Source organism: Streptomyces sp. 8N114 (assembly GCF_052245835.1).
Classification (GTDB): domain Bacteria; phylum Actinomycetota; class Actinomycetes; order Streptomycetales; family Streptomycetaceae; genus Streptomyces.
The window spans coordinates 99,622-114,132 of sequence record NZ_JBQQBT010000003.1 but is presented as its reverse complement, the minus strand read 5'-3'; the positions used below and the strand labels follow the sequence as shown (position 1 = coordinate 114,132).

The 14,511-nt window shown below is 68.1% G+C and carries 12 protein-coding genes; 5 read left to right on the top strand and 7 right to left on the bottom strand.

The window, feature by feature from the left end; genetic code table 11:
• Positions 1–105 precede the first annotated feature (105 nt).
• From ACTWQF_RS08645 to ACTWQF_RS08630, 4 genes are read right to left on the bottom strand one after another with little or no spacing between them, the layout of a single operon-like run.
• Positions 106–1,707 (bottom strand): beta-N-acetylhexosaminidase, encoded by a 1,602-nt coding sequence (locus ACTWQF_RS08645; RefSeq protein WP_443278592.1) that lies wholly within the window; start codon positions 1,705–1,707, stop codon positions 106–108.
• A gap of 49 nt (positions 1,708–1,756) precedes the next feature.
• Positions 1,757–2,650, bottom strand: a complete 894-nt coding sequence (locus tag ACTWQF_RS08640; RefSeq protein ID WP_443278591.1) for a carbohydrate ABC transporter permease — start codon at positions 2,648–2,650, stop codon at positions 1,757–1,759.
• Positions 2,647–3,606, bottom strand: coding sequence for a carbohydrate ABC transporter permease (locus ACTWQF_RS08635; RefSeq protein ID WP_443278590.1), 960 nt, complete (start codon positions 3,604–3,606; stop codon positions 2,647–2,649). Before ACTWQF_RS08635 ends, ACTWQF_RS08640 begins: the two co-directional genes overlap by 4 nt.
• 21 nt (positions 3,607–3,627) lie before the next feature.
• Entirely contained in the window at positions 3,628–4,929 is a 1,302-nt protein-coding gene (locus ACTWQF_RS08630) for an extracellular solute-binding protein (protein WP_443278948.1), read from the bottom strand.
• Between the two features lie 720 nt (positions 4,930–5,649).
• Here ACTWQF_RS08630 and ACTWQF_RS08625 point away from each other — a divergent pair.
• Both ACTWQF_RS08625 and ACTWQF_RS08620 read left to right on the top strand, forming a co-directional pair.
• Positions 5,650–7,035 carry a family 2B encapsulin nanocompartment shell protein gene (locus tag ACTWQF_RS08625; protein WP_443278589.1) on the top strand — a complete coding sequence of 462 codons (1,386 nt, stop codon included), beginning with the start codon at positions 5,650–5,652 and terminating at the stop codon, positions 7,033–7,035.
• The gene (locus tag ACTWQF_RS08620) at positions 7,022–8,413 is read left to right on the top strand and encodes a SufS family cysteine desulfurase (protein ID WP_443278588.1); all 1,392 of its coding nucleotides are present in this window, start codon (positions 7,022–7,024) and stop codon (positions 8,411–8,413) included. The genes ACTWQF_RS08625 and ACTWQF_RS08620 overlap by 14 nt, the downstream gene beginning before the upstream one ends.
• Before the next feature lie 246 nt (positions 8,414–8,659).
• Here ACTWQF_RS08620 and ACTWQF_RS08615 read toward each other — a convergent pair whose 3' ends face one another.
• A complete protein-coding gene (locus ACTWQF_RS08615; RefSeq protein ID WP_443278587.1) occupies positions 8,660–8,932 on the bottom strand; it encodes a hypothetical protein in 273 nt (90 codons plus the stop codon).
• A 266-nt stretch (positions 8,933–9,198) separates the two neighbouring features.
• On the opposite strand from ACTWQF_RS08615, the gene ACTWQF_RS08610 reads away from it, so the two are divergent.
• A complete protein-coding gene (locus ACTWQF_RS08610; RefSeq protein WP_443278586.1) occupies positions 9,199–9,660 on the top strand; it encodes a GNAT family N-acetyltransferase in 462 nt (153 codons plus the stop codon).
• Positions 9,661–9,696: 36 nt separating this feature from the next.
• Here the strand turns inward: ACTWQF_RS08610 and ACTWQF_RS08605 are convergent, their stop codons facing one another.
• Positions 9,697–10,581 (bottom strand): GNAT family N-acetyltransferase, encoded by an 885-nt coding sequence (locus tag ACTWQF_RS08605; protein ID WP_443278585.1) that lies wholly within the window; start codon positions 10,579–10,581, stop codon positions 9,697–9,699.
• 245 nt (positions 10,582–10,826) lie between these two features.
• Here ACTWQF_RS08605 and ACTWQF_RS08600 point away from each other — a divergent pair, with 245 nt between their 5' ends.
• Positions 10,827–11,963, top strand: a complete 1,137-nt coding sequence (locus ACTWQF_RS08600; RefSeq protein ID WP_443278584.1) for a PP2C family protein-serine/threonine phosphatase — start codon at positions 10,827–10,829, stop codon at positions 11,961–11,963.
• Positions 11,964–12,198: 235 nt separating this feature from the next.
• Here the strand turns inward: ACTWQF_RS08600 and ACTWQF_RS08595 are convergent, their stop codons facing one another.
• Entirely contained in the window at positions 12,199–12,891 is a 693-nt protein-coding gene (locus ACTWQF_RS08595) for a FadR/GntR family transcriptional regulator (RefSeq protein ID WP_443278947.1), read from the bottom strand.
• 119 nt (positions 12,892–13,010) lie between these two features.
• Between ACTWQF_RS08595 and ACTWQF_RS08590 the strand changes: the two genes are divergently transcribed.
• Positions 13,011–14,471, top strand: coding sequence for an Nramp family divalent metal transporter (locus tag ACTWQF_RS08590; protein ID WP_443278583.1), 1,461 nt, complete (start codon positions 13,011–13,013; stop codon positions 14,469–14,471).
• Positions 14,472–14,511 lie beyond the last annotated feature (40 nt).

Below are 14,511 nucleotides of genomic sequence, written 5' to 3'. Positions count from 1 at the left end.
CGACGAGTGGGCCGTGCTCGACGAGTGGGCCGTGCTCGACGAGTGGACCCCACCCGCGGCCCCACACCTCGGACGCCGAGATACCGCCACCGGCCCCGCGCTGGGTCAGCGTGGGCGGCCGGGGATTCCGGGGCGGCGCTGCCAGGGGCGAGGGCCGGAGGGCGGGCGGTAGTCGACGCCCATGGCGTCCAGGCGAGCGTAGTGCGCCTCGGCCAGGCGGCGCTCGAAGTCGGCGAAGTCCCGCTCCGCGGCGGGTTCCAACGGCGACCACGCCACCTCGGCGACCGCCGCCAGTCGGGGGAAGACCTGGTAGTCCACGCGCTGTTGGCTTTCGGTGCACTCGCTCCACAGGTTGGCCTGGATACCGCGGACGTGCCGCGCCTCGGGGGTTCCCGCCAACTCAGGCGGCAACGGCTCGAAGTGGTAGACATCGCGCAGGGTCTGGACGTATCCGAGCGGCATCGGCTCGTCCTCACCCTCGTCCTGGCGGCGGTCCAGATACAGCTCGTGTTCCGGGCACATCACCACGTCGTGTCCGGCGCGCGCTGCGGTGATTCCGCCGTCGTAACCGCGCCAGGACAACACAGCGGCGCCCTCGGTGAGGCCGCCTCCCGGAAAACCGTCGTCCAGTACGCCACCCTCCAGGATCTCGTCCCAGCCGATGAGCCGCCGTCCGCGTGCTGCGAGCCAGCGGTCGAAGTGCCGCGTGAACCAGCCCTGGAGCGCGTCCTCGTCGGCCAGCCCTTCGGCACTGATACGGGCCTGCGCCGCCGCCGATTCGCGCCACTGGTCCTTCTTGCACTCATCCCCACCGACGTGGATGAACGGCGAGGGAAAAAGGTCGAGGACCTCCTCCAGCACCTCCTCATAGAAGCGGAGCGTGGCATCTGACGGTGACAGCAGATGGAGGTTCATCCCCCAGTGGCCAGGCACCTCAAGGCCCGACGTGTCGGCGACATCGGTGCAGCCCAGCTCGGGATAGGAGGCGATTGCCGCCGACGAGTGGCCCGGCATGTCGATCTCGGGTACGACGGTGATGTGCCGCTCGGCGGCGTAGGCGACGATCTCGCGGATGTCGTCGTGGGTGTAGTAGCCCCCGTGCGGGCGGGCGTCCCAGAGCGTGGATGCCCGGTGTCCGACCTGTGTTCCCGCGCGCCACGCGCCGACCTCGGTCAGCCTGGGGTGACGTTTGATCTCCAGGCGCCAGCCCTGATCGTCCGTCAGATGGAAGTGCAGCACGTTCAGCTTGTGCGCGGCGAGCTGGTCGACGACGCGCAGCACACCGTCCTTGGGCATGAAATGCCGGGCGACGTCGAGCATGAACCCCCGCCAGGCGAAGCGGGGTTCGTCGTCGATACGGACCGGGGCGAGGCGCCAGGGCCCCCACGCTCCGGCCCGCCGGCAGACGCGGGGCGGCAGCAGCTGGCGCAGGGTCTGGGCTGCCCAGAAGACCCCGGCCGCGCTGCCGCCCACGAGGCGGACACGGTCGGCGGCGACGTCGAGCCGGTACGCCTCGGAAGCCAGGCCGTCGTCGAGGCTCAGCTCGACGGAGCCCCCGCCGCCTTCTTCCCGTGGTGCCCAGCCCCGCAGCCAGGCGGCGACGCCCTTGGTGCCGGGAGCGACCCGCAGCTCGGTGCCGCTCCCCCATACGAACCCCTCGCCGACCTCGGCCACTTCGCTGACCACGCGCGGAACCAGCGCACTCATGCCCCGCCTGTCCCTTCCGTTTTCCACCGGACCCGAGCCCTCCGGTACTTCAGTCCTTGACTGCTCCGCCCAGACCCGACACCAGCCTGCGGTGCACCGCGATGAAGAAGACCAGCACCGGCACCGTCATCACCGTCGATGCCGCCATCACGCCGCCCCAGTCGGGGGTCTCCTCGTCGAAGAAGACCAGCAGCGCCATCGGGAGCGTGGAGTTCTCGGTCGCGCTGATGATGAAGGTCTTCGCGAACAGGAAGTCGTTCCAGGTGGCGATGAACGAGAAGACGCTGGTCGCGACGAGTCCCGGCAGCACCAGGGGGAAGAGAATCTGCCACAGGAAGCGCGTCCTGCTCGCGCCGTCGATGTACGCCTGCTCCTCCAGCGAATCCGGAACCGCGCGTACGAAGCCCCGCAGCATCCAGATCGCGAAGGGCAGCGAGAACGCGATATGCGGCAGGATCAGCGAGCCCAGGGAGTTGAGTGTGCCGAAGTCCCGCATCAAGAAGAACATCGGGATGGTCAGTGCCTCGACCGGCACCATCTGGGCGGCGAGGAAGAGAATCAGCAGCGTCGTGCGCAGGCGGAAGCGGAAGCGCGTCACGGCCGTCGCGGCGAGAAAGGCGATCAGCGCGGAGGCCACGACCACGCACAGCGCCACGATCACGCTGTTGACGAAGTACTTCCCCAGGTCCTCCTGTTCGAAGACCCGCCGGAAAGAGTCCAGCGTGGGCTTCAGCGTCCACGGCATCGGTCGTTCGGACTGCACCTCGTCCGAGGGCTTGAAAGCGGAAAGCGCCATCCAGTACAGCGGAAAGGCCACCAGTAGCGCGATCAGTATGGCCGCGCACTCCGCCGCCAGCCGCCACGGCTTCCGCACCCGACGCCGCCGGGCCCGTGCAGCATGGTGCGCGCTTCGCTGTTCCACGCCGTTTGCGAGGGTACTCACAGCTCTTCTCCCTTCCGGCGCAGCAGCCACAGATAGAGGAGGGTGAACGCGAAGAGGAGCAGCAGCATCACCACTCCGATCGCGGATCCGAGGCTGTACTCGGAAGAGGCGAAGGCTTTTTGATACGCGTACACATTCAGCACAAGGTTCTGGCCCGCGATGCCGCCTCCGCCCGTCATCACATAGATCTGGGTGAAGACCTTGAAGTCCCAAATGATCGACTGAATGGTGACCACGATGAGGATCGGCCGCAGCAAGGGAGCCATCACACTGCGCCAGGTCCGCCACATGTTGGCGCCGTCGAGCGAGGCGGCCTCCAGCAGCTCCTGCGGAATGGCGCGGATTCCCGCGTAGACGGTCACCATCACCAGCGGGAAGGAGCACCAGACCACTTCGAAGAGGACCAGCGCGAACGAGCTGTAGCGGCCGTACGTCCAGGAGAAATCCCCGAGCCCCAGAACTTTGTTGACGGGCCCGAAGTCGGGATCGAAGAGGAAGACCCACACAGTGGAACCGGTGATTCCCGGAGTGGCCCAGGCACCGAGCGCGGCCAGCATCAGCACCAGCCGGGGGAACGCCCGTATTCGACTGAGCAGTACGGCCAGGGAGCAGCCGACCAGCAGCGTGCCCAGCACGCAGGCTGCGGCGAAGAGGACGGTGGCCAGCAGGACATCCCAGAACTGTCGGTCGGCGAACAGTTCGGTGTAATTGCCGAGCCCCTGGAAAGTGGCGGGCTCGTCGCCGCTCACCTGGGCCTGCGTGTACTCCATGAAGGAGATCAGCGCGAGCTGATAAATGGGATAGACGAGCAGCCCCGCCAGCACCACCAGGGCGGGGGCGAGATAGATCCAGGGCGTCCGGCGGGGGTACCGCCGGAGCGGTGCCCGCCGCCGGTTCGCCCGCTTCCCGGGTGGTTCCCCGGGTTGGTGGTTCACGGCCGACGCGGCGGCGGTCACTTGACTCACTAGCGCTTTACCTCACTGTTTCTTGTTGAATATCTTGTTCATCTTCTTGGCCGCATCGTCCGAGGCGGTCTCCACATCCTTTTTGCCGCTGACGATTTCCTGGAACATCGTGGGCAGCACCATCGAGGCGTCGACCTCGTTCCACGTGGGGGTGACGGGCACAAAGCGCGTGTCGGCGTCCAGGGTCTTCGCGAACGGCTCGAAGAACGGCTTCCCCTTGGTGACCTTTTGCCGAACATCGGAGAAGGTCGGCAGGAAGCCCATCTCCTTGTGCATGTCTTCCTGTGAGCGCTTCCCCGCGATCTCCTTCATCAGATCGATGGCCAGAGTCCGGTGCGAGCTGGACTTCATCACACCGATGTTGTTGCCACCGGCGAAGGCGGGCGCGATCGAGCCCTTCTTCTCGCCGGGCAGCGGAACAACCGCGTACTTGCCCTTGACCTTGCCGTCGTCCATCACCTGACGGCTGAAGTCACCGCCGATGGCCATGCCGGCCTTGCCGTTCGCGAACGCGTCGGTCACCTCGGTGCCGTCCCACTTGGCGCACGTATGGGCGGGGCAGTTGTCCTCCTTGAAGAGGGAGGTGTACTCCTTGATTCCCTTCCGCGCGGCCTTGTCGTTGATGGTCGAGTTCAACACCGTCGCGGCCGGCTTCGCCATATCGCCGCCGTTCGCCCAGATATACGGCATCGCGGCGAACGTATTGGCACCGCCCACGGCCATGCCGTACATATCAGACTTGGCAGACCTGATCTTCCTGGCGGTCTCGCTGACTTCGTCCAGCGTCTTGGGCGGCTCGAGGCCCAGATCCTTGAAGACGTCGGTGCGGTAGTAGAGCGCTCTCACGCCGACGTAGAACGGGGCACCGTAGAGCTTCTGATCCACCGTCACGGACTCTTTGGCCGTGGGGTCGGTGTCAAGGATGGAATCCCAGCGCCCAAGCTCCCAACTCACGTCTTCGAGCGCGCCGTCCTTGACGTATCCGGCCGTGTCCGTATTGCCGTACTCGATCACATCGGGCGCCGACTCGGGATCGTTGAGTGCACCCTTGAGCTTCGCGGCGCGATTCTCCGCCGGATAATACGTCACATCGACCTTGACGTCGTCATGCTTCTTCTCGAAGCGGTCGACTGCGCGGTCGATCACCTTCTCTTTCGGTTTGTTGTTGAGTTCGTTGAAGAGCCAGACACGCACCGTGCCCGTCTTCTCGTCCTTCCCCGACCCGCTCGAGGACTTCGGGGCGCATCCGGCGGCCAGTAGAGCCGCCAGCCCCAGTGCAGCAGTTAAGGCAGACAGCCGCCGCCGCACAGGCATGTTCATCATGGGACCTCCCTGCCTCTTATGCCGCGAAACGCGCAACATGAGCATCAACATTGAACAAGGTGCGCAGGAGGCTACGAGGCCAACTCGGCGTCCCACAATAGGCGTTGACCGATCCGTGACCCCACACCGGGGCCCCCTCACCGAAACTTCGGACCTGTTAAGCAGCGCCTGTGGCCCCCTGCCGTGAACCGGCGATATCCATTTGTGCGCCGTGGTGCGCGATATGCCCATCTCGGCCGCAACCTGCGCGACTGTCCGATCGGGTCGGACGTGGTCAATCGAAGCAGCGGGCATACACATCCGCACCGGCGTTCCTCGCGACCCCAACGCCGGACAAGCACGAGCATCGACACCACGGCTCACACGCACGCTCACGCAAGTCCTCGACGCCGCGTCACCACGCATCGGGATCGGCCACCGAGGTGCCGGCTTCCCGGAGTCCAGGTGGCGGCTCGTCGTAAACCGGCCGTTTCACCGGCAGCACAGCAACGCCCCGAGCGCCTCGGGGCATATTCCAAAGGCTCTTGTGTTTGGTCTTTCCCGTGGTCACGAGAGCTCGGCCGACGCCCTGTCAAACCTCTGTACGGCTCGCCGCTCTTCCTTTCGAATGCATCCGGACCGTGAGCACATGATGACCTCTTGTGAGCACAGTCGGCCGGGACAGACGATCAGGCGGCAAGGCATCGTTCGTCCCACTCCGGGGAGCCGTTCATGTCCGATCAGCAGCTCAGCCTCAGTCCCGATGTCGCCAGGCAGCTCGCGACCACCACCAAGACCCGCCCGCAGATGCGTGGCATCACACCCCGGTATCTGCTTCGTGCCCTGCCCTGGGTGGATGTCGGCGCCGGGATCTACCGCGTCAACCGCCGCCGCTCGTTCGTCCTCGGCGACGACCGGATCAGCAGCTACACCCAGGACGGAGCATGCCGCATCCTCGCGGAGGACCTGCGCGAGGTCCCGTATCTGAGCGACGCCGACGGTGCGCTGCTCTCCGAGCTGGCGGAGGCCTTTGAGGAAGTGGCCTTCGACCCGGGTCAGGAACTGGTCTTGGAGGGCGCGCCCGCCGACAAGCTGTGGGTGCTGGTGCACGGGCGTGCCGAGAAGCGCGCCACCGGACGGTACGACGACGACACGCTGATCGAGGTCGTCGGCGACGGTCAGTTCTTCGACCTGGACGCGTGGAGCCGCTCCGCATCCATGCCCTACCGGGTCAAGGCCATCACCGCAGGCTCGGCGCTCTGCCTGGACCGCGCCGCGCTGGCACGGGTCGCCGACCGGGACGAGTCGCTCAGCGCCCAACTCCGGACGTACACCTCCAGCGAGCGCCCCACCCCCGGCACCGAGGTGCCGGTCGACCTCACCGCGGGGCACACCGGTGAGCCGGAACTGCCGGGCACCTACGTCGAATACGAGGACGCCCCCCGCGAGTACCACATGACGCTCGCCCAGACCATGCTGCGCATTCACACCCGGGTCTCGGACCTCTACAACGAGCCCATGGACCAGACACGCACCCAGGCCGACCTCACCATCCAGGCGCTGCGCGAGCGCCAGGAGTGGTCGATCCTCAACCATCGCGAGTTCGGTCTGTTCCGCAATGTCGCCCCGGGCCAGCGGGTGCAGACCCTCGCGGGACCGCCGACCCCGGACGACCTGGACGAGTTGCTCTCCCGGGTGTGGAAACAGCCCGGCTACTTCATCGCCCATCCCAGGGCCATCGCCGCGTTCGGCCGGGAGTGTACGCGCCGGGGTGTCCCCCCGGTGATCGACTCACGCTTCGGGAGCCCGCTGCTGACCTGGCGTGGCGTGCCGCTGCTTCCCTCCGACAAGGTGCAGCTCACCGGGCTCCGGGGGGCCGGCACCTCGGAAATTCTCCTCATCCGGGTCGGCGAGGCGGAGCGTGGCGTGGTCGGGCTCCGGCCCTCCGGCGTCCCTGACGAGGTCGAACCCGGTCTGTCCATGCGGAACATGGGCATGGACAACAGGGGCATCACCTCCTATCTGATGACGGCGTACTTCAACGCGGCCGTCCTGGTCGAGGACGCCATCGCTGTGCTGCAGAACGTCGAGGTGGGGACCTATCATGACTACTCCTGAGCTGGTCCCACTCACCCCGCGGGCCGCGCCCGCCACCGCCCCGGCCGATGTTCCCTCGTACTCCCCTGAGGAGATACCGGCGAAAGCCCCGTCAGCCGAGGGAGCGGCGGAGCACGCGGCCGAGCGCCCCTTCACCGGGGGCGCGTTCAATCCCGAGCGGGCCCGCGACGATGTGCCCGCACTGCACCGGACCGTCAACGGCCACCCCATGGTCTGGCTGGACAACGCCGCCACCACCCACAAGCCGCATCAGATGATCGAGGCGCTCAGCGCCTACTACGCCGCCGCCAACTCCAATATCCACCGCGGCGCCCACACCATGGCGCGCCAGGCAACAGTGGCGTACGAGGCGGGACGCGCCGCGATCGCCTCCTTCCTCGGCGCAGCCTCACCGGACGAGATCGTTTTCGTACGCGGCACCACGGAGGCGATCAATCTGGTGGCGCAGACCTGGGGGCGTGACAACCTCGGTCCCGGGGACGACATTCTGGTGCCCGTCCTCGAACACCACTCGGACCTTGTCCCCTGGCAGCAGATTGCGGCCGAGCGGCGGGCCCGCGTGGTCCCCGTGCCCCTCACTCCCGAGGGCACCGTCGACCAGGACGCCTACGCGGCCCTGCTGTCGTACCGCACCCAACTGGTCGTGCTCAGCCATGCGTCGAACGTGCTGGGCACCATTCCGCCCGTCCGGGAGATGACCGCGCTGGCGCACCGCTATGGCGCCGCAGTGCTCGTCGATGGCGCCCAGGCAGTGGCCCACTTCCCGGTGGATGTCCAGGAACTCGACGCCGATTTCTACGCCTTCTCCGGCCACAAGATCTTCGGCCCTACGGGCATCGGCGCGCTCTACGCCAAGAGAGCGCGGCTGGAGGCCATGCGCCCCTGGCAGGGCGGGGGCAACATGATCCAGTCCGTGGAGTTCGCCCGTACGAACTTCGCGCCCGCACCGCACCGCTTCGAGGCGGGTACCGGCCATATCGCGGGCGTGGTCGGACTCCATGCGGCGCTCGACTGGCTTCAGGGCTTCGACCGGGCGGCCGTAGCGGCGTACGAGGCGGAGCTGACCGCCTACGCCCAACGTTCCCTCCAGACCGTGCCCGGTCTCCAAGTGCTGGGCCCGACAGCGGAGAAGGTGGGCGTTTTGACCTTCACCCTCCCGGGCTGCACGCCCGAGGAGGCGGCGAGCCGGCTGGACGACGATGGCATCGCCCTCCGTGCAGGGCACCACTGCGCCCAGCCGGCGCTTGCCCACTTCGGCCTGGACAGTGCGGTCCGCGCCTCACTGGCCCTCTACAACACCCAGGAAGACATCGACCGGTTGACGGCCTCGTTGCTGCGCCTGTACGAGCAAGGGGAGGCACAGAAACCGGGCGGTTGACACCCAGTCCGGTCTCACGATCTCGCCGTGACACCGGCTGGGAACAGACGGCCACTGCGTGACAACGGGGGTTGTCCGGGCCCCTGAAGATCGTGCGGTGGCCGCCGGCCGTAGCGCCCTGCCCGCAGACGGAAGGAGTCTGCCCCGCCTGCTGAAAGCCCGGAGGCTGTGATCCAGGCTGCTATCGGGCACCCGCGCCGGCCGCGAGCACGCGCACGCCCCGCATGAAGAATGCGACCGGGGCAGTCAGGGGTTTCGCCTGCGCATACCCGCGCCTGCCAACACCACCGTCGGTATCGACACCAACACCGCCCAGCCAACGCGCCGCGTCTGGAAGGCGGAGCACGTTGCCTCCACTCCATTCTCCAACGACCCATGGCTGGGGCCCCATTGAGTGCCCAGGACGGAGTAGCACTGGGAGCGGGGGTAGCCGGAGCTGATGTCGGGGGCGCTGGTCAGCAGCCACAGGACCACGCCGAACCCGGCACACGCGAGGAGCCACACGATTGTTCTGATCACGCCGTGACCCTACGAGGCCACACCGCAAAACATCCCTCCCGGAACCTGCGGGCGGGGCGCTCTGCTGCGCGACTACGGCCGCCACTGCTCACTGGTAGTCGGCCCCGCTCGACGCGGCCGTCGTACGCCTTACTGCGGGTCTCCGACATCGAAGCGATGGGCTGCGCGTCGACGCGGTACGCATGTGACGCCGCGGCGTACACAGCCTTGTCGGTGCGACGATGGGGCAGAGGTGCGTGGTCGCGCCGCGGCGATAGCGTCCCAGAATGAACGCTCGCCCCCTCTGCGCCATACGTGCCGCTCGCCCCGAGGACTATGACGCCGTTATCGCCGTGGTCGACGACTGGTGGGGCCGCCCCGCGTCCCGCGACCTCACCCGGGTCTTCCTGGACCACTTCTATGCGACCAGCCTGATCGCCGAGGAGGCCGACGGCACGCTCGCGGGGTTCCTCGTCGGCTTCCTCTCTCCGTCGGAATCCAGCCACGCCTACATCCACTTCGCGGGGGTCGCGCCCCGGATGCGCCGCTCCGGGCTCGCCCGCGAGCTGTACGAGCGGTTCTTCGCACGGGCCCGTGAGGAGGGGCGCACCGTGGTGAAAGCGATCACTTCGCCGGTCAACTCCCGTTCGATCGCCTTTCACACCGCCCTCGGCTTTGAAGCCTCGGCCCCTGTCGCGGACTACGACGGGCCCTCGCTGGACCGCGTGGTCTTTCGCCGAGCGCTGTGACCCGTGAGGCGTGGTGCCGGCTGCACGGTCGTGTTCCTAACCGGCTTCCGGCGCGTCGTCGCAGGAGAAGTCGTACCCGGCGAAGTCGGTGACCGGGACGTATCCGATGCGCTGGTACAGGGCGTTGCTGGTGCGGTTGGCCGGGTCCGTGAACAGGACGACGTCCGTCGCGCCTGCGGTCAGCGCGGCTCTGCTCACCTCGACCGTCACGGCGCCCGCATAACCGCGGCCCCGGAGGTGGGCCGGGGTGTAGACGGGGTCCACCCGGATCATGCCGCCGACCATCGACGTCGAGCCCGCCATGGAGACGGGAGTGCCGTCCGGGGTCTCCCAGAACGTGAAGTGCTTGTCGGCGAAGCGCGAGTCGGCCCACGAGTCGGCGTCCATGGTGGGGGCCTCCCCGACAGCGGCGACGAACTCACTGCACCAGCGGATGAGTTGCTCATGGTCCTGCGCGTCCAGGACTCGGCCCCGGCCCTCTGGGCGCGGCTTCGGTGGGGTGAGCGTGCCGAGACGGTAGAGGCGGCCCCGCCAGCTGTGCGCCGGCGCTGCGCCGCCTGTGTGCCGCTGCCATGCCTCGGCGAAAGCGGTGGCGGTGTTGTGGTCCGCGGTGACGCCGGAAAGGGGGTGGCCGAGGTCGGCCAGGTGGGCGGCGAGAGTGTCGGCATGCTCACGGGAGAGGGAAGTGAGGGTCAGGCGATGGGACGGAAGGCGGTAAAAGATGGCGCGGACCTCGCCACCTGACTCCAGTCGGCCGAAGACGGTGGCTCCGGCGCCGTATGCGTCCGACCCGCGTGTTCGCAGTTTCTCGGTCACTGTCAGCGGCGTGGTGTGCAGGGCGGGGTGCGAGCGCAGGAAGTCTCCTGCCCGGGTGAGAAAGTCGTCGATGTCTTCGGTGAGGTGCCAGTCATCCGGACGCATGCTTCATGATCCCTGATGTACTCGACCAGGGGAACACTTGTTCATGCACCAGCCGATCGTGCGCTCGACCTCCCAGCGGCTGGGCAGCACGACGGTGCCGTAGGCGCCCTTTGCCGGTACGGATCCGGCGGCGGGGCTGGGCGCAGATGTGGATGACCACCCCGGCCCTCCGCAGCGCCCGCGCCGCGGGCCCCCGGGGCGGGTCTCGGCAGGCGGTGGGGCGGGCAGGGAGGTATACCGGAAGCGTGCGCCTCCAGCAGCGAGATCTTCCGGTCGGCCCGGGTTCCTGGCGAGCCCGTCACGGGCTGCTGGCGTTCCCGCTCGGGCTGATCGTGGCCGTCACGGTTGTGGACATCCTGGCGCCGCCCGAGGTCCATCTCGGCCCACTGCTCATCGCGGCGCCCGCCCTGACCGCGGCGATCGGCGGCTCCCGCCTGGTGGCTTTCGTCGGCGTCGTCGCGGTAGCCGCACAGCTGGTCATCGGCACGGTCCGCAGGGGGTGGCTCTCCCTCAATCACGAGGTGCAGGTCATTTCGCTGACTCTGGTCACGGGGGTCATCGTGGGCTTCTGCTACCTGCGAGAGCGCCACCAGCGGCAGCTGACGCAGCTACGTTCCGTGTCCGAGGCGGCCCAGCGGGTCGTACTGCGGCCGCTTCCCCGCCGCATCGGCCCCCTGGAGGTCGCCTCGGTCTACCTGTCCGCCGAGGCCGAAGCACAGATCGGCGGCGATCTCTACGCCGCCGCCCGTACCGGCAGGGCGACCCGGCTGATCATCGGCGACGTACGGGGAAAAGGTCTGAGCGCGATCAGTGACGCCTCGCTGCTGCTCGGCGCCTTCCGCGAAGGGGCCCACCAGCATGCCGACCTCTCCGGACTCGCGCGCGGGCTGGAGGCGAGCGTCAGCCGCGGCCTGGCCGAGTTCACCGAGACCGAGGACGCCGCCGAAGAGGACTTCATCACCGCCGCCGTCCTCGAGATCCCCGACGACGAACCCGTCATCCACATGATCAACTGCGGGCATCCGCCGCCGCTGCGCGTACACGAGCAGCAGGTCACGCCGCTGCACACCCGACATCCGGAAACCCCACTGGGCCTGGGCGAATTCGCCGCGACCTCCTACGCCGCCGACACCTTCCCGCTCGAGGTCGGTGACTTCCTCCTGCTCTACACCGACGGCGTCATCGAGGCACGCAACGAGACCGGCGTCTTCTACCCGCTCGATGACCGGATCACCTCGTGGACCGTGGAGGACCCCGAAACCCTCGTCCACCGGCTCCGCGACGACCTGCTCGCCCACACTGGCGGCAGCCTCGGCGACGACGCCGCCGTAATCGCCCTCAAGCGCCCACCGGCCCTTGAACACGCGCCGACCGGAACCTGAGCTGCGCCGGTCCACTCCGCACTCCGCATTTCGGCCTTTCGCCGCCTCCACAGCGTGCTGACAGGGAGACGGCCCGGCTGTCGCCGCCGGTATCGCGATACGGAGGGCCGGGAGGGGACAGCGTCCCGGTAACCCGCGGGTAACCGGGTGGGCGACCGGTGGCTCACCGCGACGATCGATCGACCGATCTCGGACGTGCGGCCGGCTTCCGGCGTCTGCCCGGGCTTGTCGGAACTCAGCGCTGCGGCAGCCCGGAGGACTTGGTGATCTCCCGCTCGGCGGCGTCGATGATCCCGAGCATGGCCGCCGACGCCGCCACCGGATCGCCGCCTTCGACGGCCTCCACGACGGCACGGTGGGCCGGCAACGAGGCTTCGACCGCCCCGGGTGTCTGCGTACTCACGGCGAAGCTGTGCTCCAACGCGACGTCGACCGCGCGGCCCAGCGAGCCGAGGAGACGGTTGCCGCTCGCGTCCAACAGGGCGCGGTGGAAGGTGATGTCGGCCTCGACGTAGCCGTCGCGTCCGGGCCGCACCGCTGCCGCTTCCATGGCTGCCAAGGCGTCGTAGAGGGCTCGTACCTCATCGGGACCGGCCCGGCCGGCCGCCAGCCGGGCGGCCTCGGGCTCGACGATCCGGCGCAGTTCACTGGTGTCGCGCAGCAACGCCGCGGAGTCACCGGACTGTTGCCAGCGCAGCACGTCGCGGTCCAGGTGGTTCCAGAACTCCGTTGGCAGCACGCGCGTGCCCGTGCGTGGGCGTACGCGCAGCATCCCCTTGGCCGCGAGAGCCTTGACCGCCTCTCGCAACGCGCCGCGGCTGACGCCGATCTCGGTGGCGAGCACGTCCTCGACCGGCAGCGGCTGCCCCGGCTGCCACGCGCCGCCCACGATACGTCGGCCGAGCTCGTCGACCAGCCGCTGATGCATGGTCCGGTAATGCTCCACGATCTTTGTTCACCCTCTGGACGCCAATCATCGAATCATTTAATGATTGCTCGCATCGTACATACCCGCGAGCTCAACCAGCCGGAGAGAGGCGTTCCCCGATGACGCACGCGGACGACGGCGTAGGCATCCCCCACAGTGCCGACGCTCCCTTCCCCCTGAACAGCCGCCACCTGCCGCTGCCCGAGGTACGGACGCTGCCGGCCCCGCCCCGCAAGCCCTGGCGGATCATCGGGCCGGGCGTCGTCGCGGCCGGAGTGGGGCTGTCCTCGGGGGAGTTCATCCTCTGGCCGTACATCGCCTCCCAGGCCGGGCTCATCTTCCTGTGGGGCGCGGTCGTCGGCCTCGTCACCCAGTGGTTCCTCAACATGGAGATCGAGCGCTACACGCTCGCCACCGGAGAGACGGCCATGACCGGCTTCAACCGCTTCTGGCGGCACTGGGGCGCGGTGCTGGCCGGGCTGACGTACGCGGCGAACCTGTGGCCGGGCTGGGCCACCAGCTCCGCCACCATGCTCTCCTACGTCTTCGGCGGCCGGCCGACCGTCATCGCCGTCGGCCTGCTGCTGCTCATCGGCGCGATCCTCACCCTCGCACCCGTCGTGTATACCGCGCTGGAGCGGCTGCTGTTCGTCAAGATCGCTCTGATCGGCGGATTCTTCGTGCTGGCGGTGATCCTCGTCATCAAGGCGGCGAGCTGGAAGGAACTGCCGCAGGCCGCCACCCACGTCGGCCAGTTCCCCAGTGAACTCGGCATCGCCGTGCTGATGGGAGCGATCGCCTACGCCGGGGCCGGCGGCGGGCAGAACCTGTGCCAGAGCAACTGGATACGTGACAAGGGCTTCGGCATGGGCCACTACGTGCCCCGGCTGGTCAGCCCGGTGACCGGCAAAGAGGATGCGGCTTCCGGCCCGACCACCGGATACGTCTTCGTCCCGGAAGGGGAGAACCTCGTGCGGTGGAAGCGCTGGTGGCGCTTCGCCAACACCGAACAGGCCGTGACCTTCGGCCTCACCACCGTCGTCACCATCGTGCTCGCCTCGCTGCTGGCCCACTCCACCCTGTTCGGCACGCCGGGGCTTTCCAACGATGTGGGCTTCGTACGGGAGGAAGGTGAGGTGCTGCAGTCCCAGGCGGGCAGCTGGTTCGGTGTGCTGTTCTGGCTGATCGGCGCCTTCTCCCTGTTCTGCGCGGCGACCGGCATCGTCGACTACACCAGCAGGCTCGCCGCCGACGTCCTCAAGTCGACGTATCTGCGAGGCTCGCGGCACTCCGAGAGCCGGCTGTACTTCCGGCTCGTATGGGGGCTCGTCGCCATCGGCGTCGCCATTCTGGCGCTCGGATTCGACCAGCCGCTGGTCCTGCTGGTCATCTCCGCCTGCGTCGCCGGGTTGATGATGTTCGTCTACTCCGGCCTGCTGCTCTTCATGAACCGCAAGGCGCTGCCGGCGCCGCTGAAGGTGCGCAGCTACCGGGCGGCCGCCCTGGTCTGGGCGGTCGGCCTCTTCGGCGTACTGTCCGTCCTGACCGTACGGCAGCAGATCCAGGAGCTCTTCGGCTGACTCGACTCACCAACCGAACCGATCGGCTCACGAGCCAGAG